24 protein-coding genes and 2 pseudogenes are annotated in these 25,111 nt (G+C 48.3%); 20 read left to right on the forward strand and 6 right to left on the reverse strand.

The genetic code is table 11. The annotated features are described in order from the left end of the window. The first annotated feature begins 35 nt into the window (after positions 1-35). From NFS35_RS03240 to NFS35_RS03270, 7 genes and pseudogenes are all read left to right on the forward strand, one after another. On the forward strand, positions 36-1,292 hold the full coding sequence (locus NFS35_RS03240; RefSeq protein ID WP_251205713.1) for an AAA family ATPase: 1,257 nt from the start codon (positions 36-38) through the stop codon (positions 1,290-1,292). Further along, on the forward strand, positions 1,289-2,104 hold the full coding sequence (locus NFS35_RS03245) for a hypothetical protein (RefSeq protein ID WP_251205714.1): 816 nt from the start codon (positions 1,289-1,291) through the stop codon (positions 2,102-2,104). Before NFS35_RS03240 ends, NFS35_RS03245 begins: the two co-directional genes overlap by 4 nt. 196 nt (positions 2,105-2,300) lie before the next feature. Further along, positions 2,301-2,576 (forward strand): annotated as a pseudogene (locus NFS35_RS03250) (transposase domain-containing protein); the annotation flags it as partial. 150 nt (positions 2,577-2,726) lie between these two features. Next, positions 2,727-2,903 carry a hypothetical protein gene (locus NFS35_RS03255; protein ID WP_251205715.1) on the forward strand — a complete coding sequence of 59 codons (177 nt, stop codon included), beginning with the start codon at positions 2,727-2,729 and terminating at the stop codon, positions 2,901-2,903. A 21-nt stretch (positions 2,904-2,924) separates the two neighbouring features. After that, the gene (locus NFS35_RS03260) at positions 2,925-3,905 is read left to right on the forward strand and encodes a hypothetical protein (protein WP_251205716.1); all 981 of its coding nucleotides are present in this window, start codon (positions 2,925-2,927) and stop codon (positions 3,903-3,905) included. After that, positions 3,892-4,671 carry an IS66 family transposase gene (locus NFS35_RS03265; protein ID WP_330639985.1) on the forward strand — a complete coding sequence of 260 codons (780 nt, stop codon included), beginning with the start codon at positions 3,892-3,894 and terminating at the stop codon, positions 4,669-4,671. The genes NFS35_RS03260 and NFS35_RS03265 overlap by 14 nt, the downstream gene beginning before the upstream one ends. A 375-nt stretch (positions 4,672-5,046) precedes the next feature. Further along, entirely contained in the window at positions 5,047-6,759 is a 1,713-nt protein-coding gene (locus NFS35_RS03270) for an AAA family ATPase (RefSeq protein ID WP_251205717.1), read from the forward strand. Positions 6,760-6,799: 40 nt separating this feature from the next. On the opposite strand, the pseudogene NFS35_RS03275 reads toward NFS35_RS03270, so the two are convergent. From NFS35_RS03275 to NFS35_RS03295, 5 genes and pseudogenes are all read right to left on the reverse strand, one after another. Beyond that, positions 6,800-6,949, reverse strand: a pseudogene (locus NFS35_RS03275) (UDP-glucose 6-dehydrogenase); the annotation flags it as partial. 269 nt (positions 6,950-7,218) lie between these two features. Further along, positions 7,219-8,589, reverse strand: a complete 1,371-nt coding sequence (locus NFS35_RS03280; RefSeq protein ID WP_251205718.1) for an OmpA family protein — start codon at positions 8,587-8,589, stop codon at positions 7,219-7,221. 18 nt (positions 8,590-8,607) lie between these two features. Further along, a complete protein-coding gene (locus tag NFS35_RS03285; protein ID WP_251205719.1) occupies positions 8,608-9,354 on the reverse strand; it encodes a hypothetical protein in 747 nt (248 codons plus the stop codon). Next, the gene (locus tag NFS35_RS03290) at positions 9,347-9,796 is read right to left on the reverse strand and encodes a hypothetical protein (RefSeq protein ID WP_251205720.1); all 450 of its coding nucleotides are present in this window, start codon (positions 9,794-9,796) and stop codon (positions 9,347-9,349) included. Before NFS35_RS03290 ends, NFS35_RS03285 begins: the two co-directional genes overlap by 8 nt. Positions 9,797-9,811: 15 nt before the next feature. Next, positions 9,812-10,348, reverse strand: coding sequence for a hypothetical protein (locus NFS35_RS03295; protein WP_251205721.1), 537 nt, complete (start codon positions 10,346-10,348; stop codon positions 9,812-9,814). Positions 10,349-10,602: 254 nt separating this feature from the next. Between NFS35_RS03295 and NFS35_RS03300 the strand changes: the two genes are divergently transcribed. After that, positions 10,603-11,745 carry a hypothetical protein gene (locus NFS35_RS03300; RefSeq protein ID WP_251205722.1) on the forward strand — a complete coding sequence of 381 codons (1,143 nt, stop codon included), beginning with the start codon at positions 10,603-10,605 and terminating at the stop codon, positions 11,743-11,745. A gap of 129 nt (positions 11,746-11,874) precedes the next feature. Here NFS35_RS03300 and NFS35_RS03305 read toward each other — a convergent pair whose 3' ends face one another. After that, the gene (locus NFS35_RS03305; RefSeq protein ID WP_251205723.1) at positions 11,875-13,113 is read right to left on the reverse strand and encodes a nucleotide sugar dehydrogenase; all 1,239 of its coding nucleotides are present in this window, start codon (positions 13,111-13,113) and stop codon (positions 11,875-11,877) included. A gap of 504 nt (positions 13,114-13,617) precedes the next feature. Here NFS35_RS03305 and NFS35_RS03310 point away from each other — a divergent pair. The 12 genes from NFS35_RS03310 (at position 13,618) to NFS35_RS03365 (ending at position 25,067) form a co-directional block, all read left to right on the forward strand. Continuing rightward, a complete protein-coding gene (locus tag NFS35_RS03310; RefSeq protein WP_251205724.1) occupies positions 13,618-14,550 on the forward strand; it encodes a tyrosine-type recombinase/integrase in 933 nt (310 codons plus the stop codon). 80 nt (positions 14,551-14,630) lie between these two features. Further along, the gene (gene pseB / locus NFS35_RS03315) at positions 14,631-15,623 is read left to right on the forward strand and encodes a UDP-N-acetylglucosamine 4,6-dehydratase (inverting) (protein ID WP_251205725.1); all 993 of its coding nucleotides are present in this window, start codon (positions 14,631-14,633) and stop codon (positions 15,621-15,623) included. A 201-nt stretch (positions 15,624-15,824) separates the two neighbouring features. Next, a complete protein-coding gene (locus tag NFS35_RS03320; protein ID WP_251205928.1) occupies positions 15,825-16,058 on the forward strand; it encodes a helix-turn-helix domain-containing protein in 234 nt (77 codons plus the stop codon). A gap of 272 nt (positions 16,059-16,330) precedes the next feature. Next, positions 16,331-16,564, forward strand: a complete 234-nt coding sequence (locus tag NFS35_RS03325; protein ID WP_251205726.1) for a hypothetical protein — start codon at positions 16,331-16,333, stop codon at positions 16,562-16,564. A 92-nt stretch (positions 16,565-16,656) separates the two neighbouring features. Next, the gene (locus NFS35_RS03330) at positions 16,657-17,028 is read left to right on the forward strand and encodes a BlaI/MecI/CopY family transcriptional regulator (protein WP_251205727.1); all 372 of its coding nucleotides are present in this window, start codon (positions 16,657-16,659) and stop codon (positions 17,026-17,028) included. Positions 17,029-17,042: 14 nt separating this feature from the next. After that, positions 17,043-17,408 carry a hypothetical protein gene (locus NFS35_RS03335; RefSeq protein WP_251205728.1) on the forward strand — a complete coding sequence of 122 codons (366 nt, stop codon included), beginning with the start codon at positions 17,043-17,045 and terminating at the stop codon, positions 17,406-17,408. A 46-nt stretch (positions 17,409-17,454) separates the two neighbouring features. After that, positions 17,455-17,853 carry a hypothetical protein gene (locus NFS35_RS03340; RefSeq protein WP_251205729.1) on the forward strand — a complete coding sequence of 133 codons (399 nt, stop codon included), beginning with the start codon at positions 17,455-17,457 and terminating at the stop codon, positions 17,851-17,853. A gap of 164 nt (positions 17,854-18,017) precedes the next feature. Further along, the gene (locus NFS35_RS03345) at positions 18,018-19,328 is read left to right on the forward strand and encodes a M56 family metallopeptidase (protein WP_251205730.1); all 1,311 of its coding nucleotides are present in this window, start codon (positions 18,018-18,020) and stop codon (positions 19,326-19,328) included. A gap of 754 nt (positions 19,329-20,082) precedes the next feature. Continuing rightward, positions 20,083-21,192, forward strand: coding sequence for a UDP-galactopyranose mutase (glf, locus tag NFS35_RS03350; protein ID WP_251205731.1), 1,110 nt, complete (start codon positions 20,083-20,085; stop codon positions 21,190-21,192). A gap of 21 nt (positions 21,193-21,213) precedes the next feature. Next, positions 21,214-22,536 (forward strand): sugar phosphate nucleotidyltransferase, encoded by a 1,323-nt coding sequence (locus NFS35_RS03355; protein WP_251205732.1) that lies wholly within the window; start codon positions 21,214-21,216, stop codon positions 22,534-22,536. Between the two features lie 79 nt (positions 22,537-22,615). Next, on the forward strand, positions 22,616-23,809 hold the full coding sequence (gene pseC / locus NFS35_RS03360) for a UDP-4-amino-4,6-dideoxy-N-acetyl-beta-L-altrosamine transaminase (protein WP_251205733.1): 1,194 nt from the start codon (positions 22,616-22,618) through the stop codon (positions 23,807-23,809). A 37-nt stretch (positions 23,810-23,846) separates the two neighbouring features. Beyond that, positions 23,847-25,067 (forward strand): hypothetical protein, encoded by a 1,221-nt coding sequence (locus NFS35_RS03365; RefSeq protein ID WP_251205734.1) that lies wholly within the window; start codon positions 23,847-23,849, stop codon positions 25,065-25,067. Positions 25,068-25,111: the final 44 nt, after the last annotated feature.

Here is a 25,111-nt window from a genome sequence, read left to right on the forward strand (position 1 = left end):
CAAAAACTGGTCAAAGAATATGGAGAGCAAATCATATGATTCGTAGTTTTTCATGTAAAAATTTTCGGAATGTCTTTTGCGAAGATTTGGAATTTGCAAAGATAAATATACTGATTGGTGCGAACAATGCAGGAAAGAGCAATTTTATCAGGGCATTGTCTTTTGCGGCTAATATGGTGAGCAATCCGAAAGCGGAGACAACAGGATTTTTGTCAGAATTGAAGCGAAACGGATGGAATACTGCTGTAGACAGGCATGCCCATGACTCATCGTTTCGATTTGTCTGGAATCTTGAGCTGCTGAAAGGGCGTTCGGTTGTTTACACGCTCTGTGCGAATGTTGGCAAAAAAAGAGAGGAAAACTATATTGCGGAGGAATCCTTAGACAGCTCTGAGGCGCGGGAGGGCGCTCTTGTGCCATATAATTTTTTCCGGTGCCATTCTCCTAAATCGGGAATCGGAGCCTTTTCAACGGCAGGAATGACAGGGGCAAAGAATAAACGGTTGTATACAGATGTCAACAAATATGAATCGGTGCTGCTGCAGATGGACAATCTTTTCTTTGAGAAGAAAGAGTTGTTCAGTACGCCGTTTGTGCGCGATGAGATACGCAATGTGCTTGAAGCCATGCGCATATACTTCCGCAGCTTTTTCTCCTATTCCTGCACGGCATTTAATATTGCGGCCATCCGTGAAATGCAGGATGAACAGGCTGACGGCAGTTATCTGAAAAAGGACGGCTCAAACTTTGTCAATGCCTTTGTGAATACGATGAATATGGATCCGGGATTCAGGGATAAGTATTTATCTGTGCTGAAAAAGCTTGTAAATTCCTGTGAAGACATCCGTGTGCCCGAGGCCGGGGGGAAAATATGGATGGAACTGAAAATGAACGGATATTATTTCCCTTTATCGGAGCTTAGCGACGGTACGATTCATCTGCTACTGCTATTGCTGATGCTGAATCTTCCAGAGCATAATGGCATTTCGATGCTCGCCATAGACGAACCGGAAATGAATCTCCATCCGGCATGGCAGAAATTGCTGGCAAAGGAGATATTGCGTTGCCAAAGCTTTAAACAGTGCTTTATCAGCACGCATTCGCCAGATTTTTTGGATGAGTTTACAGATGGATTCCTTTTGGGCGAGGTAGGGATATTTGTCTTTGACCCGCTTAGCAGAATTCCGCTGCGCAAGCTGGATATAGAAGAAATGAGGCCAGAGCTAGGGGAATGGACGCTTGGCGATTTGTACCGCATAGGAGATCCGATGATTGGAGGGTGGCCTCAGTGAGTGAAAAGAAGCGGGTAGCCTGTTTTTTTACCGCAGGCTATACAGAATTGAACGCTATGAAGTCGTTTATGCGGAAAATAAATGACGGAGTTGAATACATCCAGCTGTGTCCCATTGGACCAAGAAAAAGTAAAGGAGCTATCAAAGATAGGCATAAACATCAAATTTTAAAAGAGCAAAACGGAATGACTGGAGAAAAACTAATTGACTTTGCGGCTGAATTTATAGGGAAAAAGCGATTTGAAGAGGAAGGCTATGAAGCTATTCTGATAGAGGACGACAAGGATGGACGATTCCTTTCGGTGCAGGAAGACGGCACAGGCATTATCGATGAGGATAGCTGGAAATGCTTTAAAAATAGGGTCATAGAGCGTTTGAATAAAATACGCCCCGATATCCCTGTCATCTTTTTTTATGCGGCACCGGAAATAGAGGCATGGTTTTTGGCAGATTGGAGTAACGGATTTGGCAATGTATATAAAGATGTCTACACAGTGCGTCAAAATGAATACTTTAGTATAAAATTCCGCAAGTATGTGAATGACAGTATTTTGACAGATACATATAGAAATTGTATTGAGAGATATGGTTATTTTGAAGAAAAATATAGGAAACTCAGTGCAGAAATTCAACGAGCTCTTCAGGAAATCGATTTCCTGGAAGATTACATGCCAGAAAAAGAACATCCGACAATCTCCTATTCTAAAGACAAGCAGGGAGGGATCATGTTGGAGTGCGTGAATCCCAAAACAATTCTGCAGAATTGTTCTTTCTTTTTTAAAGATGGCTATCAAAGTCTGCAGACGCTTTAGTTTATGATAATAGCATCCATAGTGCGGCAGACGTCTACGCTTTCCTGCAGGATGGCTTCAAGGGCGTAAACGGTAGATAACACGTACCTAGAATTCCGCAAAAAAATATGAGAGAATACCTCTAAAAGCAAACAGAGTATTCTCTCATAATTATTTCATTTTGATTGCTCCGCAGCTTATTCACATATGAAGATAAGCTGCGGAGCAGTCGATCCGTGGATTCTGTATCGGAAAGAAGAACTGGGTTATGATCGATACAGTTGCCGGTGCGAAGTCCAGCGCGATCATCTACAGCATTGCAGAGACCGCAAAGGCAAACGGCCTGAATCCATACGATTACTTTGAACACCTTCTTACCGAGATACCGAAGCATTTGGACGATACTGACCGCAGCTTTCTGGATGACCTGCTCCCCTGGTCACCGAACCTCCCTGCGAAGTGCCGGAAGCTCGGTAAGGATGAGGTGAAATAAGACTGGAGCAAATCTGTTTCTATCATACAGGTTTGCTCCAATTTTGTATAGGTACCTACTATCTACCGTTTACTTTACCAAAGCAGAAGGTTATCCACATTCGCTTTTTCTCCCGTTTTCTGCTATAGTAGCCCCATGGAGGGACAGTAGATGAAACATGAGAGTCCTGAAGCAAGGCGCATCCGGGAACAGGACCGGTACATCCGAATCCAGGAGGAACAGCTGGATGTGTGCAAGGAACAGCTCAAGGCCCAGGAGCTCCTGATCGAGGAGCAGGCCCAGGCACTGGCGCTGTTTGCAGAAGCATTCCGCGGAGAAGGGAAGTAAAGGCAGGGAGGGGCAGGCCGCATGAACGACAGGGAATACTTTCTGACAACTTCATTATCCTATCAGCTGCAGGCCGCCCGCCGGGAGCTTGCCAGTTTCCGGTCAGAGGAGGCCTACCAGAAGCTGCGCGCGGATTACGAAGGGATTATCCGGGAGAAGGACATCGCCATCAAGAAGCTGCAGAAGGAGCGGGACGGATTCTCTTTCTCCCGCAAGAAGATCACGAAGCAGTGGATGGACGTGCTGGAGGATGTCCGGAAAGAGTATGAAAAGGAAATAGAAAGGCTGAAAAAGGCTATCGCGGAGCTCCTGGACATAGTGGCGAGCCTGAAGAACCGGAACTGCGAACTGGACGAAAAAAGGAAGAAGGCGCTTTCCGATTATTATGAGGCTGCGGTGAAGCTGGAGGAGGCACAGGGCCTCATCGTGAAGCTCACGGCGCAGGTGAACCATGATTATGAGAACTCCTCCATGCCCTCCTCCAAATGCATCGGCCGCAAGAAGATCGTGAACAACAGGGAAAAGACCGGCAGGAGACCGGGCGCCCAGGCAGGGCATCCCCACCATCCGCGCAAGCCGATGGAACCGGACCGTGTCGTGGAGATAGCGGCGGAAGAAAAGTTCAAGGACAGCTCAAGATATGTCCCCACCGGTAACATCATCTCCAGGCAGGCGATAGGGATCTCGATCGTCCCGGTGGTCACTGAATACCGCACAGCGGAATTCTATGACAAAAAGAAGGGAAGGAACGTGCATTCCGCATTCCCATGCGGGGTGATGGATGACGTGAATCATGACGCCTCCATGAAAGCAGTCCTTTTCCTCCTCAACAGCAGGTGCAACGTGTCCAAGGAACAAAAAGAGTTCCTGGAGAAGACGGCGCAGTCCGTCCGTGACGGACGGGGCGCTCTCGCCTTCCGTCGGGATGATAAGCGGGCTGTGCCGCGGGTTCTCAGCGAAGGGCAGGCAGGAACAGGACAGGCTGTTCGTGGCGCTCCTTGACGCGCCGGTGATGCATGTGGACGGCACAGCGGCAAGGGTCAACGGGACCAACAACAATGTGGTCGTATGCAGCAATGGCGCGGCGACCATGTATTTCGCAAGGGAGCACAAAGGGCATGCCGGAATCAAGGATACGCCAGTGGAGGCTTTTGGCGGGATCCTGATCCATGACCATGAAGCATGCTTCTACAGCTATGGCTCCGACCATCAGGAGTGCATGGTGCATATAGGACGCTATCTGAAGGACAGCATAGAGAATGAAAAGAGCCTCACCTGGAACGGGCAGATGCTGAAGCTGATACAGGAGATGATACACGAGAACAACATGGCCCCGGCGGAGGGGATAGCAGAGGAGAAGATCGCCGGATTCGAGGCACGGTACGATTCCATCGTGCAGACAGCAGCGAAGGAATATGAGGACTCCCCTCCGTCGGACTATTACAGGGACGGGTACAACCTGTACCTACGGATGGTGGAATATAAGCATAACCACCTCCTGTTCCTGTCCAATCCCCTTGTGGATCCCGATAACAACCTCTGTGAACGGAAGGCCCGGATACTGAAGGGGAAGATAAACCAGGCAATCTCGCTGAGGAGCTTCCGGCATCTGGAATATTTCTGCGAATGCCTGAGTGTGATCGACCATCTCGCAACGGATGACAAGAACAACCTTTATCAGTCCATAAAGGAGATCTTCAAAAGGCCAAGGCCGGCCAAGCCAAAACCAGAAAATATAGAACCTTCTAATACAGCACTGCCTGCGTGAAAGGTAGGAGAAGGGGCTCATAAGAGCCCCCTGTTATCGTGTCTTATTTCCTCGCCCCGTGAAAAGTAACCTTTCATCCGAAAAATATTCATTAAAATACGATTTCAGCCTGTCCAGGACAGAATTTTTCATGTATAATAAGCGGTAGATACAAACTCATCTCTTTTCGTATGGTTTTTGTTTGACGCTCTAATTATACAATAAAGAACATGGGTTTGTATCTTTATTTTTGAAATTGTAAACTGGTGATATTAAGGAAATCCCAACTACAAAAATAACTTCAGTAAGGCATAAATATATTGAGAGAAGAGGATAATTATGGTATTATTCATTTAAACAAAAAAGCAATGCCATATCAGATAGGTGATAGCAGGAATGGAGAAAAAAGTAAAACTGCCCATAGGGATTGAGAATTTTGAAAAAATCCGGACAGAGGGCTTCTATTATGTGGACAAGACAGGGTTGATAAAGGAACTGTTGGATAACTGGGGCGAAGTGAATCTCTTCACTCGTCCCAGGCGTTTTGGCAAGTCCTTGAATATGAACATGTTGCAGTATTTTTTTGAATATGGCTGCAAGGTGGAGCTTTTTGAGGGACTGGAGATTGGCAGGGAGAGGGTATACTGTGAACAATACATGGGGAAATTCCCCGTAATCTCGATTACCCTGAAAGGTGTGGAGGCAAGGGACTATGAAAGGGCGAAGAACATGTTGCGCTCCATTATTGGGGACGAAGCCATGCATTTCCAGTTTCTTTTGGAGAGTGCAATATTATCAGCCGAAGAGAAAGAGCGTTATCGGAAATTGATTTCTATCGATTCAGACAGCCAGAGGCAGTTTTCCATGCCAGACGACGCGCTTATGGATGCCTTGCGAACCTTATGCAGGCTGCTATACAGACACTATGGACAGAAAGTTATCCTCCTGATTGACGAGTATGATGTGCCCCTGGACAAGGCCCAGCAGTACGGTTACTATGACGAGATGGTCAGCCTGATTCGAGGGCTGTTCGGGCAAGCCCTGAAGACCAATGACAGCTTGCATTTTGCCGTATTGACAGGATGCTTGCGCATCGCAAGAGAGAGCATCTTCACAGGTTTGAACAACCTGAAGGTATTTTCCGTGACAGATGCCCGCTTTGCTGACCGGTTCGGCTTCACAGATGAGGACATAAGGCAACTGTTGAAATACTATAATCTTGAAGCCAGATTAGATATAATAAGGAAATGGTATGACGGATACCGTTTTGGAAATACAGGCATCTACTGCCCATGGGATGTCATAAACTATGTGGATCTGCTGCTGGCAGAACCAGAGGCCCTCCCTCGCGCCTATTGGATCAATACCAGCGGCAACGATATAGTCAGACGGTTCATTCGGATGGCTACCTCCAGTACGAAAAGGGAGTTGGAGATTATGCTTGCCGGGGAGTCAGTCACTCATCGCATCCATCAGGAGCTGACTTATCGTGAGATTTACACAAATATAGAAAACCTTTGGAGTGTGCTCTTCACTACCGGTTACCTGACTCAGCGTGGAGCGGAAGGCGCCGACATATACCGACTGGTCATTCCCAACCTGGAAATCAGGCAGATTTTCGAGGAACAGGTCATGGAATGGTTCCAAGAGGATGCCAGAAAGGATTCTCCTAAACTGGATGCCTTTTGTAATGCTTTCCCAAAAGCGGATGCCGCCGGAATAGAGGCACAACTTGGCGCCTATCTGCGCAGGACCATCAGCATACGGGATACCGCCGTGAAGAAGAGCCGGAAAGAGAACTTTTATCATGGCATATTGCTGGGGCTGTTAAGTCACCGGGAAGACTGGGCCGTGATATCCAATGCGGAATCCGGAGACGGATACAGCGACATTCTGGTGGAGTTGGAAGAGGATAGCATCGGCATTGTGATAGAGGTCAAATATGCGGAAGAGGGAAAGCTGGAGGAGGAATGTGCGAAGGCCCTCGCACAGATAGAGCAGACGGGCTATGATACAAGGCTTCGGGAGGATGGGATGAACACTATTATCAGGTATGGAATTGCATGTCATAAGAAAAAATGTAAGGTAAAAGTGCAAAAAATATCCTGAAACCACAGAAAAGGACTGCGGTGATAAATCCGCCTATAGTGGTGTCCTTGGGCAGACAGTAGCCGCCGTATCCAAAGGAGGGGGTGTTGTAATGGTTGCCAATCCTGGAATCCAGACAAATGCCCTCTATAATCTGCTTTGTGTCCAATCCTTTTACTTCTGCGTACGTGTCCAATTCATTGAAAAAGCTACCCTAAGTGCCAGATTATGTTTTGTATCATACCATAATTATTTTGCCGCTTTAATGCTTTCATATAAATCAAGGTGCTATTTTAAGCTTTTTTGCTCTCAAAATTCTCTCTCAACTCATTTTTTTAAGATTTCTGAGCACCGCTAAAATGGCGATTTTCGCTTAATCAGTTGACGTTAAATAATACAGATTATACGGAATGGTTGAATACTCTTTGTGAGGAAAAATACCACACAGGAATATTCAAGTTCTTGGGGCAATAACCCAGATCACCCGCTCCTCGTCCTTGCCCTAGCCAGAACGTCCTGAGCTTTAGAAGACGTATAGGACAGAATGGCAACACAGCGATTCTCCCAGGCAATACTTTCCTCAAATGTCCCATTCGGCGAATCATCCATACAGAAATCTGGGTCATAGCCAATTCCAATGATATCGATGCAGTTCTCCGGTACACCCGCTTTCACCAGTATATGCTTTACTTTCTGAGCCCTTTCAGCAGACAGGGATATCGATCCGTCATTCCAGCTGGAGGTAGCCCCCACCAGAAGGACCCTGTCATCCGGGTAGGACTGGAAATGGGATATATACACTTCCAGGGATGATTCCAGTTCTTCCTCAGAGAGAAGAGGCTCAGCTGAATTGGGATAAAAGAATATCTGCTTTTCTGTAAGTTCAGGGGGCAAAGGCGATTCTGCTGTGTGGCTATCGGCATCTACAGTGTCCTCGGAATCCTTGGCATCATCATCAAGATTCCATTGCACAGGGGTGACATACTGTGTGCTTTCTATGGATCCATGGGAGCTGGTTTGTAGAAACATGCCATATTTTTCATCTGAGCTTGCTTTGTCTGATGAAAGTGCACCTGCCCTGATCAGCAATTCGCCCCAGATGCACTGTAGGTTCTGCACTGCCAGTTTGCTGAGCTGCTCCTGTGGCTCGCTGACCTGCCCCAAGCCATACCAGGTTACATGTACGCCATTCAAATTCGGTAATTCCGCCTGGCGCTCCAGATTGTCCAGCATATCGGACAACATTGCGCATGAGTCAGTTCCCCCTTCTGACAGCTGGCTGGAATTTAACAGCTCAAGGTATTCTCGGGCAAGGAAGTTTACACAACCGCTTGTGCTTAGGCCTGTGTCCAGAATGATGATTTCTTTTCTTACAGCTGTTCCCGTAGAAATTTCCAGTGTATTTAATGCCTTTTCCGCAGCGTGAAAGGCCTCCAGCAGATCCGTTTCCGGGTCGTCAGCGGTACATGCATCTAATGCTTCCAGAAATTTGTCAGTCTGCGGCTGGAGGAAATCCCTTTTCCATGGAGTCTCATTTTTCGTATAAACATTTTTGGAATTGGTTATATAGTCTATATCGTAGCACCCCAAAATGCCGGTTTCGCTTTCATCAGCTAAAAGGGCTGGGTGGCCGTCTGCCACAATGATGCATGCATTTCCGAATGAGGAATAGGCTTCCTCAATGTCGGCACTTAATGAAACATCAAAATGCGCACTGTTTGCATGACTGCCAACCAGAAGAACCAGGGCGATGGGCGTAACCTCTTCCGATTCCTGCTGTCCGCAGCCGGCCGTGCCGGACAGGGTAAATCCAAGTATAAGCATAAGGACTGTAAGTTTGACAGATTTCATGGCAGTTCCTCCATAAGTTTATTTTTTCTTCGTTGTATATATACTTGAGGTCTGTATGACGGTAAATGTCTTTAACGCTGTCCGCAGGGCGTATATTTCTTTTTGAACATTCTCATAACAGGCCGTTTCCTCTTTCGCCAGACTGTCCTCCAATGTTTTCTCGTCCTTAAATTCCTCCAGACAGGCCATGACCTGTGATTTGCGGAGCTGGAGCTTGGCTATTTTTTTAGAACGCTGTAGTAATTCGAAATGTAATGGATTCAATGTGAGACATCCGATGGTTATGCTCACCAGGCTTGTGATGATCGGTGAAACACACATAAATATCGTTATTGCCAGGCCGGTCTCTTCGCCGGTTTTGGAATCGACATAAGCAACATTCATTGTCAGAATGCGGAAGACAGCATTGGCAATGATGCCCAGGCCACAGGCTGTAAGCGAAAAAGCCAGCGCCCAGTTGTGGATAAGCCTGCCCAGATGATAACATTTCAGGCAGAGCGCATAGCCAAGATATAGCGATGCGAGGTCGAACGCGATAGCAAGGGAGGCCGTGATTGCAAAGCGGTTCGCGTTGCTTTCAACGACTGTCAGGTCAATGATTTGCTTGAAGCCGATGATATCGATTAGGGCCAATAATACCAATGCGGGAAATGACGTGAACTTACTTGTATACCAGGTATGTGCCTTGCGGATATTATCGAATAAATGCTCCTCTACAGACACATTGAATGTGCCATCTGCCTTTAAGTTTAACAGTTTACTCATTTTCGTCCTCCTCGTGCCGGTTTTCGCACAGCACCATCGCGTTTTTGAGCGGATCCGATTTGTCCACCAACTGCTTGAGTGTATTGTACTCTAAAGTGGTCTCAACGATTTCCTCGTCCAGCCTCCTCAAAAGATTCTCCAGCCTGACTTTTTCAAAGGCTCTCCTATGAAAGTACTGCTTGATGATGTATGCATTGTCGTTGTGCGCTGTCTCTAACTGGCGCAAAAGCTTTGCGGTATATTTTTCGATTGTGCTGCCGAAATATTCGGTGCAGGCGCTGGCTGAAAGTCCTTGCCGTTCGAACTGCTGCATTTTTTTCTCGATGCTTTCCTCGAAGCGGCCGGCGCTTTCTATGACTGCTCTGAGATTCATCTGAGTGATGTTGGCCGCACTGCATGAAATGTTCCGGACAGACTTGTTGGAATTATGAGTTCGCTTCATAGTATGTTCACCTCGCTAATGAATCAAATGGTCGATTGCGATAATGGGTGGTATTTGGAGGCGGTCTCCGCATCCGTGGAGCACCCCATTCCAGTAAGCGGCGATTTTAGCCCTCAATACACTGCTTAACTGTTCGCTACGCAGACTTTCCAACTCCTCCTCTGCATTTATGTAGGATGACAGTTCCTGCTTCCTGGTTTCAAGAATAGCGATAGTCTGTTCTGCGCTGTTTTTTTCATAATCCGTGGGCAGGGGATTTTGTCTGGTCAACGCCGCAGCAGACTGCTGAATCTGTAGCTGCAAGACGCTTATACCGGTTCTGGCAGACGTGGTGGAATCGCATAGGCGCGCTTTTTCGGTCTGAAGCGCCAGCCTATAGGCTTGTATTTCCTGATAGATATAGGGAGATGAATATACCCCATGCTCATCTGCGCGGACAACATTTTTCCTGGCATCATGTCTGCCGCGATGATACAGGTAAAGCCTGGTCCAGAACTTCAGCCGTCCTTTCCTGCACTGCCTCAGATATGCATTTTCAGAAGTTTTTCTCATACCAATCAACGCTCCTTTCGGCTCAGCGGCTTTCTTCCGGGCCGCCCGCCTCTTATGACGTATATCGGCTAAGGACAGTATGTGCATCTATATGTGCAATAGCATGTTCGCGTTTTTTTCGATATTTATGCAACCTGCACATAAGTTCCATAATCTGCACATTTTGCTTGCCATTCGACATGAAATGCTGTACTATAATCCTATAGTCAACTGGCAGCATGAACTTGTACATAAGAACATGAGGGGAATTTGAGATGGACGAAATTAAGAAAGCGGAGGAAGAGATTACTAAAACTATCCGAAAGAATATAAGACTGCTTATGCAGCGGCATGGTTTGGTGCTTTCTCGTTTTTGCGAGTTTCTGGAAAACAGCGGAGAAAAATCGTTTCACAGGTCTACCTTTACAAGATTTATGAATGGGAAGGTAGGCAGAGTAAATATTGCTTTTTTGGTTTCCTGCTGCTATGTATTTAAGCTCTCTCTGGACAACTTGGTAAGCGAAAAGTTCAATCCGGATGAAAATGTTGAGAAATTCCGGGAGACCTACAGAGAGGCATTAAATGATGCTGCTGTTGCCCGGGAGCCTGAGCCAGATTGGCAGGGAAGTGAAATATTTATAGAAAATCCTGCATCTCCGCTGCTGGAAAAGTATATGCAGACATACCATTGCTACTATCATTCAACAGTGTCTTCCGAGAATGCCTCAGATAATATACTGGAATCTCTGATATCCGGGACGCTTGACATTAAGCCGGATGGCAGGCGGTGCAAGGCGATATTGAAAATTGATACAAAAAAGCTGGATTCGGATGGGAAACCGGATTACAAAACATACAGCGGGCATGTGGTCTTATGTCCTTCTGTACAATCGGTGAACTGTATCCTGACACTTCCGGAGGGGGAATTTTGCTTTATCATTTTTCGCTACTCGCATTTAAATCAGGCGAAGCAGGAATGCCGGCTTGCGGAAGTTCTGTCTATATCTTCTAAGTTAGATAAAAGATGCCCGGTGATTCACCGTATGCTGTTAAGCAATGAGGAAATCAGAAAGGAAGACATGGAAATAATCGCGCCGCATTTATGGCTGAACAGTACAGAAATCCTGCTCAATGACAAGGGAATGTCCAAGTTGGCGGGACTGTCAGAAGAATATGGCCGGATAGTGGATGAGGCAATCGAAAACAAGCCAGAACATATGTTCCGGCTTGACGAAAATACTGTAGAAAAAATTGCGGAAAAATATTTAGAGCCGGAAGAGCTGCCGATGTTCATCACCAGCCTTCGGTCATGTTCCCTCACCAAAAGATACAATAAAGTGAATAGGATAGCCGATCAGAGAATGCATGACGTACTATTCCGGCGAGGATATTTCCAGGGAACATCCCCATCCTCCTGAGCCCATCCTGTTCAGGGGCTGTGATTATACTGGCAAGGGAGCGCTTTGCATAATGCGATACCATGCAACTATCCGTCATTTCTGACAGGAATGGAAGACAGGTGTATCCTTTGACAAATGTTATACAGTTTAATCTCTTTTGAACAAATCACGCGTATACACCTTATAGGATACGCCGTCCAGACAGGCATCATAGCGATTTGCGACAATGCAGTCTGATTCCTGAAAGAACCGCTCTAAATCATTTACGACCGGACTTCCGAAAAAAGTGCTTCCATTTTCAAGCGAGGGCTCGTAGATGATGATGTTAGCCCCCTTTCCCTTGATGCGTTTCATGACGCCCTGTATAGAGCTCTGGCGGAAATTGTCGCTGTTGCTCTTCATGGCCAGGCGATAGACGCCGACCGTTATAGTTTTTTCATAGGATTTATCGTAGTCCAATTTGTCCGAATAAGAGTAGTAACCGGCCTTTTTCAGCACCTGATCCGCTATGAATTCTTTTCTGGTGCGGTTGGACTCTACAATGGCCTGAATCAGGTTTTCTGGAACATCACGGAAGTTGGCCAGCAATTGCTTGGTGTCCTTGGGCAGACAATAACCGCCATAGCCAAAGGAAGGATTATTGTAATGGTTACCAATCCTTGGATCCAGACAGATGCCCTCTATAATCTGTTTCGTATCCAGTCCTTTTACCTCTGCATAAGTATCCAGCTCATTGAAAAAGCTCACTCGAAGCGCAAGATAGGTGTTGGCGAACAGCTTTACGGCTTCTGCTTCTGTAGAACCGATTAAAAGAACAGGGACATTTTCTCTTAATGCTGATTCAGAGAGCAATGAGGCAAAGGTCTCAGCTCGTTTCCTTGCGACATCGTTTGAGGTGTCATATCCTACGATGATTCTGGAGGGATACAGATTATCGTACAATGCTTTTGTTTCCCTCAGGAATTCGGGGCTGAACAGGATACGGTCTGTTTGCATTTGCTTGTTCAGCTGTGAAGTATATCCTACCGGAATAGTAGACTTTATTACGATTGTTGCTCGTTTATTGGCTTCAAGAGCAGCCGTTACCACACTTTCCACTGCGGAGGTATCAAAATAACTGCTTTTGCTATCGTAATTTGTGGGCGCTGCCACGATGATGATATCTGCGTTGCGGTACGCTTCTGATGCCTGTGCGGTAGCCGTCAGATTTAGCTTTTTTTCTTTTAGGTATTCTTCTAATTTTTTATCTTTGATGGGAGAGCATTTTTCGTTAATTAATTTTACTTTTTCGGGGACAATATCTACTGCTGTGACAGCGTTCTTCTGTGCCAGCAAAACTGCCAGTGACAGGCCTACGTAACCAGTCCCTACAACGGTAATGTTCATGCATTGTTATCCTTTCTGTTTCGAGGCATATTTATCTTTGCCTGTTCTGTATTATACAATAATCACCACCCCTTTCCCTGCGGCCCGGCTGGCTGAACATAACCTGCTCATCGAGCGCCGTTTGATAAGCCTTCCCCTGAAGCAGATTCTCCATCACCATCTTTACCGCGGGACACCCCTCGCGAATCAGTTTCCCTGCCAGATTATCAGAACTGGCGTTTGGCCGGCGTGTTCGATGGAGAAGCAATATCCAGCATACTCAGGGTAAGCGTCTTGCCAAAGCGCCAATCTCCTTTTCCTGCCGGAACAAATAATCGCGGGATGCTGTTTATGGATATAATGGTAGCATGCCCGTTTTTATTGTGCAAGTAGTTTTTCGGACTTCTTTCCCTCCAGGGACTTATCCCAAACGCCAACCATATTATATAATGGTATTTTGATAATAGAGTTTGCTTTTGACTCTATTGTCAAACAATCTTACCAATTACAAAGGAGGAAAAGACAATGAGTACGTTAACAAAGCTAATCGAGGAGTATCTGCAGTACTGCCAGGCACGGAAAGGTCTGGACACCAAGACCATCCGGGCCTATCGGGCGGATTTGAGGGATTTCGGACTGTATGTGGAAAGCCAGAATGGGGATTTCCTGAAAAAAGAGTCCATAGGGAATTATGTGGACTTCCTGCACAGCGAAAAAGCGCCCCGGACCGTAAGGCGGAAGATTGCCAGCATCCGCGCCTTTTATCATTATCTTACCTATATGGAGGAAATAGCGGAGAATCCGCTGTACCGTCTGGATTTGACCTTTCGGCTGCCCCAGAGGCTTCCGCGCTACATCCCTAATCATGTCATGAATACTTTCTACCAGGAGCTGTACGCCCAGAAAGAAAAGGCGAATACGCCCTATCAACTAAAATGCGCTGTGCGCGACATCGCCGTAATCGAGCTGCTTTTCGCCACCGGCCTGCGGATTTCCGAGCTGTGCGGGCTGAAGCGGGAGGCTGTCAATCTGTACGACGGAGAAATCCGTATCCATGGAAAAGGGGACAAGGAGCGAATCCTGCAGCTGACAGAGAAAGCCACCATCAGCGCATTGGCAGAATACGAATCGCTTTTCCAGGCGGAAATCCGGAGGAGCGAGTACTTCTTCTTAAATAAATACGGGCATCCCCTGTCCGACCAGTCGGTCCGGGACATGATCAACCGCCTCGCCGGCGCGGCATCCATTTCCATGCATATCACGCCCCATATGTTCCGGCATTCTTTCGCTACCTATCTGGTAAATCAGGATGTGGATATCCGCTGCATCCAGGAAATGCTGGGCCACAGCTCAATCCGCACCACAGAAATCTATACCCATGTGGACAAGGCCAAGCAGCGGAATGTATTGGAGGCCAAAAACCCCAGAAAACTATTAGATATGGAAAATGTCCGATAATTCATTGCCTTTTGGGAAATGATATAGTATAATATGGCAGTGAAATAAAATCAACAAATGCCATAGACAAAGGGGACGATATGCTGAATAAAAAATCGATTTTGATTACGGGCGGAACAGGGAGTTTCGGAAAAGCCTTTACTAAGTACGTCCTGGAGCATTATGAACCAAAGAAGATTATCATTTACTCCCGGGATGAGTACAAGCAGTTCATCATGCAGAACCAGTTCAAGGAATATGCCTCCAGGATGCGTTTCTTCATCGGCGATGTGCGCGATAAGGAGCGGCTCGCCAGGGCCTTTAACGGAGTGGACTACGTGGTGCATGCCGCGGCGCTGAAACAGGTGCCTGCCTGCGAGTACAATCCTGCTGAGGCCATCAAGACCAATATACACGGCGCCCAGAACGTAATCGATGCGGCCCTGGACAGAGGAGTAAAGAAAGTGGTGGCCCTGTCCACGGACAAGGCGGTGAATCCGGTGAACCTGTACGGCGGGACTAAGCTGGTGTCGGACAAGCTGTTCATCGCGGCCAATGCCTACGCCGGAAGCCAGGATATCTGTTTTTCCGTCGTGCGCTACGGCAATGTGGCAGGCAGCAGGGGATCGGTCATTCCTTTCTTCCATGACATCATCCAGAACGGCGGCACAAAGCTGCCGATTACCGATTACCGGATGACCCGTTTCTGGATTAGTCTCCAGCAGGGTGTGGAGCTGGTGATAAAGGCCTTTGGGGAGGCCAGGGGCGGCGAGACATTCATATCAAAGATTCCCTCTTTCAAGGTCACGGACCTGGCACAGGCGATGCTGCCCGGGTGCGGGATGCCGGAAGTGGGAATACGCGAGGGGGAGAAGCTGCATGAAATCATGATAACAGCGGAAGACTCCATGAATGCCTATGAATATGACAAGCATTTCATCATATATCCTCAGATGGTCTGGGACGAGAGGCGGCGTGCGGTTCCCACGGGCAAAAAGGTGCCGGAGGGGTTTTCTTACAGTTCAGGCAAAAATACGGAGTGGCTTAGCGTAGAGGATATCCGGAAGCTTTTGGAAACAGTACGGTTTGAGTGACACTTGCGATTCAAAGGCGGCAGATGACCGCCTTTTTCTTATCTTTTTTACTTTTCCTAAAAAGAACCGATAAAAATTTTATGTTTCCTGGCATTTTTTTGCCCCAAAAGGACCAAAATGAGTCCCATTGCATTGCGCTTTCGAGGTAAAATAAAAGAAAAAAATGGACCAGAAATGGTTCAGAGCAGAGGTGCAGTTTTGATACAGAAGATAAAACAGGACAAAAATGGAAACATAGGGAAGAACATCAGGGCAATCAGACTTGCCAAGGGAATCGGGCAGACAGAGCTCGTCCGTATGCTGGATTTGCGGGGAATCGCGATTACCAGGGAATCCCTCGTGAAGATTGAGCGAGGCGTGCAGCATGTTTATGTGCAGCAGCTGCGCGGAATCAAGAACGAGCTGGGGACAAGCTATGAGGAGCTGCTGAAATAGACTGCCCAAATGCCGACAGCGAATCCGGCCGGGATATGGCATGAAATCCGGTCATAGGAACAACTATATATGGCGGCTGGAGAGTATGGGCGGAAACCTGATGGAAAAAGGGGTGGCGGCTTTGGTTTGCAGGGCGCCACTTTTGCATTCGTGTATTTTTCGGAACAGAATTCGACGATTCCTGACTATTTTCGCTTTAGGGATTGACAAAATGGACAATATAGTGCAAAATGATTACAAAGTTGTAATCTAATTTAAAGGAGGAAAACATTTTGTCAAAATTACTGAAAGCATTATCGAACAACAGGAGAGAGGATGTACGTGCCAGATTGGCTCAGCAGGACGAGGAGATTGTCCGGCTGAAGACGAAAGTCAGGAAGCTGTATGTGGAAAACGACGATCTGGAGCGGGAGAACCGTCAGCTGAGGATTCGGAACGGAGAGCTGGATGTGGCTTACAACAGCTTAAAGGAGATACTCCGCAAGCGCAGCGCCCGCACATCGTGAAGCCGGAAGATGTGAAAGCGGCAAAAATGTTTTGACAGGACTATTTTGATGTAGTAACATGGTATTGTACAAGAAAAGGAGGTGAGTGAACCATGAAGGCTAATCACAAGATTACAGGAGCGGAACGCGAAGTCATGGAAGTGCTGTGGGGACGTACCGAACCGATGCAGACCAGAGAGCTTCTGGAGGAGATGAAGGAGAGAGGGAAGAAATGGAAGAGACAGACCCTGAATACTCTTCTGTTCCGTCTGGAGGAAAAAGGCATCGTAAGCCGGAAGCGCGCCTATGTGGAGGCGGCCCTGACCGAGGAAGAACTGCTTCAGGTACAGACCCAGGAGCTGCTGGACGATTTCTATGGCGGGGAGTATGGGAATTTCTTTGCCGCCCTTACAGGGAACAAGGAAATCGACAGCGAGAGCAAGAGCCTGCTGGACGGCTTGATGAAGAAACTGAAGAAGAAATAGCGAAGGGGGACGGCTTGGCACGAGAGGAAAAACTTAGGGTCAGGCTGTCCATACCGCCATATAAAAGGGGAACCGCGATGGCCGGGCTTCTGTGCTTTGGGCGGGAAGCCCGGAGGATATCGCGGGAAACGAAATGCTTCGGTTTTAGAAGGGCCATGCTGTTGGAATTTGTGGATGGCGTTCAAATGCTGGAGCCGCTGATGGCGGCGGCGCGGAATCCGGGCGTAGTCAGTACGGCGTGCATAGCCGGCGCGGCATATAGGATTGGCGCGAGGAAAGCCGCCTGCCAGGGAGGATGTCCCGGGGCAACGGGTCACAGCAAAGTACGGAGAAAGAACATGCTGTCTGCCGGGCGAGAAGGGCTGACGGGCGGACGGTAAGCAGGAACATGAAAGAGAAGTTGTATAAGAAAGGGTGAATTTACTTATGAAGACAAGAAAAATGAGAAATTTGAAGAGAACAGTTGTGGCAGGCCTTGCTGCTTTTATGATGCTGGCTGAGTCCGTTACGGCGTTTGCGGCTCCTGCGGATGCCCATGATGAGGGATGCGAGTGCGCGGAGCATGGGGCGGTTATCCTTTATGATGAGCAGTTTGTGGATATGGAGGGGAATATTACGCCGGTTAGTGAGGTTAGTCCGAGATTGATTTGCCCTGGACATAATATTGTAAGTGGGTATTATCAAACACATGTAAAGAATAGTAAGGGTGGATGTACGGTCAAAACATATCATAGTACGCAATGTCTATACTGCGAAACAATATGGCTTGGCGATTTATGCGCTATAGATGAGTATGCGACATGCCCGCATGCTAATGTAAAGTAAGGAATAGAGGATTTAAGGATAGTATCTATCAGAAAATAGATGGCTTTTGTACAGAAACTTTGATTTGATATATGGTAGATAAGAGAAAATGGGAATTAGCGGCTTCTGCAGTGAGGGGTCGCTAATTCCATTAGGATACATGAGGAGAGATAGAGAAGGCAGAAATGGGATATTTATTTTTGATGACCTTTGCCGGAAGTGCCCTGTTTATTGGATATCTGTGCTGGAAGAAATTATTGGAGAAGTCCATGACACAGTGCGTGAAGTATAGAGCGCTGATGATAGTAATGTTAGTGTATGTGGTGCCATGGAGATGGATTAAGGCTATATATAAGTGGATTAGTAATTTTTTCTTGCCTCAAAAAGTGGCTGCAGATGCAAAAGCGTTAATTAATATTGCGAATATAGAGGTGGAAGAGAATTTCTATCAAACAAAAGAATATCGACTATTAATGTTGATAATATTGGCATGGTTTGCCATTGCAGTATTATTCATGCTGACTCGACTAGTGAAAACTTTGAGGAAAAGTCATGCACTCCATGCGTTGGCCATAAAGTGTGAAGATAAGAATTTGGAGCAAACGTTGAAATGTCTGCAAGAAACGATTCGGTACAGACACAGGCCTGAGATAGTATGGACACGAGTGGATAATGAGACTTTTACGATTGGTACTGTCAGGCCTGTTATTTTCTTGCAGAAAGAATATGCAGAGGGAGACCTTTACTGGATTTTGAAGCATGAAGTGACTCACATTGTTGGGATGGATTTGTGGGTGAAATTATTGTTAGAGTTTGTATGCTGTCTTCATTGGTTTAATCCATTAATATATCTGCTGGAACACGAAATTAGATACTTATGTGAGACAGCTTGTGATGAGAGAGTGATAAAGGGGTGCACAGAGGAGGACTGTCAGGTATACACAGATATGCTGAACAGGAATAAGGGTAATAAAAGTTTGAACGTTCCTTTTAGCAGTACTTTGCGAGGGGATGATGAGATTGATAAACGCATAGCCTTAATGAAAAACAGGAAAAATATAAGAACCCGAGAGAAAGCGATTGCGATATGTTTTTTCGCATTTCTGGTATTTCTGAATTCGTTGACAGCTTTGGCGTATCCGAAAGTACATCATGTGAAAAATGCAGTTATTGAAGCGGCAGAAGATTCTGTAGATGGCGGCAACTTTTGGATATATGATTATGCAGAAGATGGATATGGCACATTTATGGATGCTGTTTTATATGATGAGCAGTTTATGGACGAAAATGGGAAAATTTATCCAATAGATTCTGAGTCTGAGCAAGGGACTAATATCAGACATGATACGATAGCAGGTATTGTTCAAATACATCAAAAGGATAGTGAAGGTGGGTGTACAATTGAGACTTATGAAGGGACCAGATGTACAGAATGTGGTATGGTGTGGAAAGGTGATTGGCTTCGCAGAGCCAGAAAGTTCCCTTGCCCACATTGATTATATTCTGCACAAGTATAAAAAGCTTTTTGACTAATAGAGGTTCATCCGTCCGCTGCAGGCAAGAATATGACAGTTGTGTCAATGACACCAGTCAATGGGGAAGAACTGTGTATGATACAGATGATAAGGCTGCTGAATAGATTTCCAAGCAGGGAAAACATACTAATGTTTCCCCGCTTTCTTTATACAACAAGACCAAAGTCCATAATAATACAGCTCTTCGCATGCAAAAATACAGAAGGACAGAAAGAGGCATTTCATTGCGTTTGAAGAAAGCCGTAAGGAAAAATACAATAAAAAGCAAAACACAGCTGGTACAGGCCCTTCCTTTCTTCTACAAATCGTTCTATGATTCAATCACACATACGTGTGTCAAATCCTCGCCCAGCCTTTCAAGGAGAATTGAGCGGACTTGCTGCTGCCATATGCCGGAAGAGTTGGTGGCTTACAGCTGCAAAAACTTCTCTGTCAACATTTGTCGATGACTTTCTCTTTACAAGAAGTCAATATTGTCTTATGATAGTATGTATAAAAGGGGAATCGGAAAGGGCGGTAATAGCGTTAGCTAGACCGCCATTTTCGTATCTGCAGACTATACTGCTCCGCCCCCCCCGGCTTTACAAGCCAGAAGCCTAATCCGGAAGCCGAATCTGAAAGTATTGGAATTCTTCTCACAATCTGCTATAATGAAAAAAGTCTGACGAACCAGTACCATCCAAAAACAAATCCCCCTAAAAGGAGGCACCCCTAAATGAAATACGACTATCTGATAGTAGGCGCCGGCCTCTTCGGCGCGGTCTTCGCCCAGGAGGCAAAGAAAAAAGGCAGGAAATGCCTCATAGTAGAGCGCCGCAGCCACATAGCCGGTAATATCTACTGCGAGGAGATTCACGGCATCCAGGTGCACCGCTACGGCGCCCACATTTTCCATACCTCAGACAGGAGAATCTGGGACTATGTATGCCGGTTCGCGGAATTCAACAACTATATCAACTCCCCCATAGCCCGCTATAAAAAAGAGCTCTACAACCTGCCTTTCAACATGAACACATTCAGCAAAATGTGGGGAATCGCCACGCCCGACGAGGCGAAAGCCATCATCGAATCCCAGATTGCTGATTTGGGGATAACGCAGCCCGGGAATTTGGAGGAACAGGCCCTCTCTTTGGTAGGCCGAGACGTATACGAGAAGCTGATAAAGGGGTACACTGAGAAGCAGTGGGGCCGCGACTGCCGTGACCTTCCCGCATTCATCATCAGGCGCCTGCCTCTGCGCTTCACCTACGACAACAATTACTTCAACGACAGATTCCAGGGCATCCCCATAGGCGGCTACACAAAGCTGGTGGAGAAGCTGCTGGAGGGCACCGAGGTGCGCCTGAACGTGGACTATCTGGAGCACCGGCAGGAGCTGGACGCCCTGGCCGGCAAAATCATCTACACAGGCATGATTGACCAGTTCTATGACTATGCGCTTGGCGTCCTCCAATACCGCAGCGTCCGTTTCGAGACCGAGGAGCTGGAGACGGAGAACTACCAGGGAAATGCCGTGGTGAACTACACGGAGCGCGAAGTCCCCTACACCCGAATCATCGAGCACAAGCATTTCGAGTTCGGCAAGCAGCCCACCACCATCATCTCCCGGGAATATTCCAGCGAGTGGCAGAAAGGCGACGAGCCCTACTATCCAGTGAACGATGAGCGGAACAATGCCCTGTACGAGCAGTATAGGGCAAAGGCGGAGAGTGAGAAAAAAGTCATCTTCGGCGGCAGGCTGGGCGGTTACAAATACTATGACATGGACAAAGTAATAGCGGCGGCGTTAGAGCTGTGCGATACAGAATTGGGAGACACAGAATGAAGATAGGAGGCAAACGGTATAATGAACATTATCTTACTGTCAGGAGGCAGCGGCAAGCGCCTGTGGCCCCTGTCCAATGACATCCGCTCCAAGCAGTTCGTCCGTATGCTGTCAGACGAAAACGGCGGCTTCGAGTCTATGCTGGAACGGGTCTACCGCCAGATTGCCGCAATGGATTCCCAAGCGCGTATTACCATAGCCACAGGAAAGAAACAGGTGAGCCTGATTAAGAATCAGCTGGGAGACAAAGTGAGCGTCTGCGTGGAGCCCTGCCGCAGGGACACTTTTCCGGCAGTCTGCCTTGCTGCCAGTTACCTGAGAGACGTGCAGGCAGTGGGAGAAGACGAATCCGTAGTGGTGTGCCCGGTGGACCCTTATGTGGAGGCATCCTATTTCGAGGCCCTGAAAGAAATGGCCGGGATGGCGGCGGCAGGCGGCGCGAACCTCTATCTGATGGGCATCGCCCCCACCTATCCCAGTGAGAAATACGGCTATATCATCCCCGCATCCACCAATCGGGTAAGCGGCGTGGACACTTTCCGGGAGAAACCGGACGCGGCCACGGCGGAAAAGTACATTGCCCAGGGAGCCCTCTGGAACGGCGGCGTGTTCGCGTTCCGGCTGGGCTATCTGCTGCGGAAAGCCCGCGAACTGCTGGACTTCACGGATTACCGGGATTTAGACGCCCGGTACTCAGAGATTAAGAAAATCAGCTTCGACGTAGCCGTGGCAGAGCAGGAAAAGGAAATCCAGGTGCTGCGCTACGAGGGCCAGTGGAAAGACCTGGGAACATGGAACACTTTTTCCGAGGCCATGGCCGATTACGCCCTGGGCCGCGTCATGCTGAACGAGACCTGTGAGAACACCCATGTGGTGAACGAACTGAATATCCCCATCCTCTGCATGGGCTGCAAAGATATGGTAATCGCCGCCAGCAATGACGGCATCCTGATTTCCGACAAGGAGCAGAGCAGCTATATCAAGCCTTTTGTAGAACAGATAGAACAGCAGGTCATGTATGTGGAGAAATCCTGGGGCAGCTTCACGGTCCTGGACGTGCAGGAGGACAGCCTGACCATCAAGATAGCGCTTCTGCCCGGACATGCCCTCCACTACCACAGCCATGAGCATAGAGATGAGGTCTGGACAGTCATGAGCGGCAGGGGAAAGGCCGTGATCGACGGAGTCTGGAGGAACGTGGCCCCCGGGGACGTGATTTCCATGCCGGCAGGCTGCAGGCACACTGTGTCGGCGGACAGCGAGCTGAAAATCATAGAGGTGCAGATGGGCAGAGATATCTCTGTGGAGGACAAGCAGAAGTACGAATTGCCTTTTCAGGGATGATATGTTATGATAGGACAAAATGAAATGCCTTGATGGACGCGGCTTTTCGCGGGCAGACAGGGCAAAGGAGATGCTGTAAATGGAGCGATTGGCGATATTCGGCGGGATTCCGGTGAGGGAGACGCCTCTTGGCTATGGAAGACAATATATCGACGAGGATGATATCAAAGCAGTGGCAGAGACGCTGCGGAGCGATAATCTGACCTGCGGCCCGAAGATTCAGGCAGTGGAGGAGAAGATTTGCGAGGTCACGGGCGCGGAATACGCCGTGGCGGTGAGCAATGGAACCGCGGCGCTTCATCTGGCCGCGCTGACGGCAGGATTTCAGGAGGGGGACGAAGTCATCGTCAGCCCCATCACATTTGCGGCCTCGGCCAACTGCATCCTGTACTGCGGCGCGAAGCCGGTGTTCGCGGACATCAATCCCGAGACCTATAATATTGACCCGGCATCCATCGAGAAGCTGATTACGCCCCGCACCAAGGGAATCGTGGCGGTTGACTATACCGGTCAATCTGTTGAGCATAACGCGATCGGGAGCATCTGCCGCAGATATGGCCTGACGCTGATTGAGGATGCGGCCCACGCCATCGGTACCAGATATCAGGGCAGGCCCATCGGCAGCATCGCGGACATGACCTGCTTCAGCTTCCACCCGGTGAAGACGATTACCGCCGGCGAGGGCGGGGCCGTTACCACAAATGACGAAAAGCTGTACCGCAGGCTGCTGCGCCTGCGCGCCCATGGCATTACCCGCAGCCGGGAAGAAATGGTACACCCCACAGATGCCCTGTGGTATAATGAGCAGGTGGAGCTGGGCTTCAACTATCGGATGACTGACATCCAGGCGGCGCTGCTTGTGAGCCAGTTCGGAAAGCTGGAGAAGTTCGCGGCACGCAGGAAAGAAATCGTGGCCGGATATGACGCGGCCTTTGCGGAGATGCCGGAGATTTTTGTGCAGCGGGAGATACCGGAATCGGATACGGTGCGGCATCTGTATATCCTGCGCCTGAAGCCGGAGGCGCTGAACTGTGACAGACGCCAGTTTTTCGACGCGCTGCGGGCGGAAAATATTTACTCCCAGGTGCATTATCTGCCGGTTTATTGGCATTCCTATTATGAGAAGCTGGGATATGAAAAGGGAATCTGCCCCAACGCGGAGAAATATTATGAGGAAGTGATGAGCCTTCCTCTGTTCTACGGCATGACGGATGCGGACGCGGAGGATGTCATTTCGGCTGTGAAGAAGATAGTCGCGCATTACCGGAGATAATGGAAGGGATAAGCGCAATGCTGGAAGGAACAAGGACATGAATCGTGCAGAAGAGAAGAATCAGAGGAGGAACCGTATCATAGACGCGGCGGTGTTCGCGGTACTGCTGGCAGCGGTATCGGCGGTCACGCTGTATCTGTTTTACGGACAGACCCAGTGGAATGTGGACTCTGATATGGAGGCATATATTCTGGAAATGCAGGGCCTGGAAAGCGGCTATAGCTTTCCCTACCCTGTATTTTTCAAGCTGGCGGCTCTGGTTCACCTGTTCGCGTCTCCGGCCCTGTCCGTGGCCATAGCTGCCATGCTGCTGAACGGGCTGGGGATGGTGGTGACAAAGCTGGCTTTCAACTATCTGGCGCTGCCTGAGCTGGCGGCGAGGATCCGCGGGGAAGCGGCCCGGATTATTCTCAGCCTGCTGGCGGTATCCCTCTTTTTCATTTCCATGCTGTACCCGCCAGGGGGCATTTACCTGCCGGGAATCAAGTTCCGGTATGTGGGAGTGTTCTCGGCGAATCCTTTCCACAATGCCACCTATATGGCGGCCAGGCCCTTTGCGATTCTGGCGTTTTTATGGTTCGTGAGGCTGCTGCCCGTATATGAGAAAGGCGGGACAAAAAAGGATTATCTCCTGTTTTCGCTTTTCCTGCTGGCGGCGACGATGACGAAGCCCAGCTTTACGCTGGTGTTGGTAAGCGCGGCAGGTCTGCTGATGCTGTACAGACTGTTCCGGTCGGGATTCCGGAATTTTGTTCCCACAGTGCAGCTGGGGCTTTGCTTTATCCCCACATTCCTTGACCTGCTGTATCAGTACAAGGGCGTGTTCGTGTCCGAGGGAGAACAGGAGCGGGGGCTGGGCTTCTGCTTTGGGGAGGTCTGGGCGGACTACTGCGACAATATTCCGCTGGGCATCTGTCTGGCTGTCGGATTCCCGCTGGCGGTACTCACGCTGAATTACAGGGAATGCCGGAAGGATACTTTACTGCGGTTCTCGTGGCTGCTGTATCTGATAAGCTTCGCGGAAGCGTTCTTTCTATATGAAAAAGGATTCCGAAAGGTGGACTTTAATTTTTCCTGGGGCTATATGTACGGAATCTTTTTCTGCCATTTCGGGTCCCTGCTGCTGCTGGTGCGGTCCACCGCAAAGGAAAAGGCGTGGAGCATATCGCTCCTGATTCAGTGGCTGGCCTATTTTTGCCATGTGGTCTGCGGGGTGTTCTATTTCCGGGACATGTTCCTTGGAGGGACTTATTACTGAGATGGCAAAGGGAAAGCCATAAAAAGAGTGGCCGACAAAAGCGG

Source organism: Acetatifactor aquisgranensis, assembly GCF_943193215.1.
Lineage (GTDB): Bacteria > Bacillota > Clostridia > Lachnospirales > Lachnospiraceae > Acetatifactor > Acetatifactor aquisgranensis.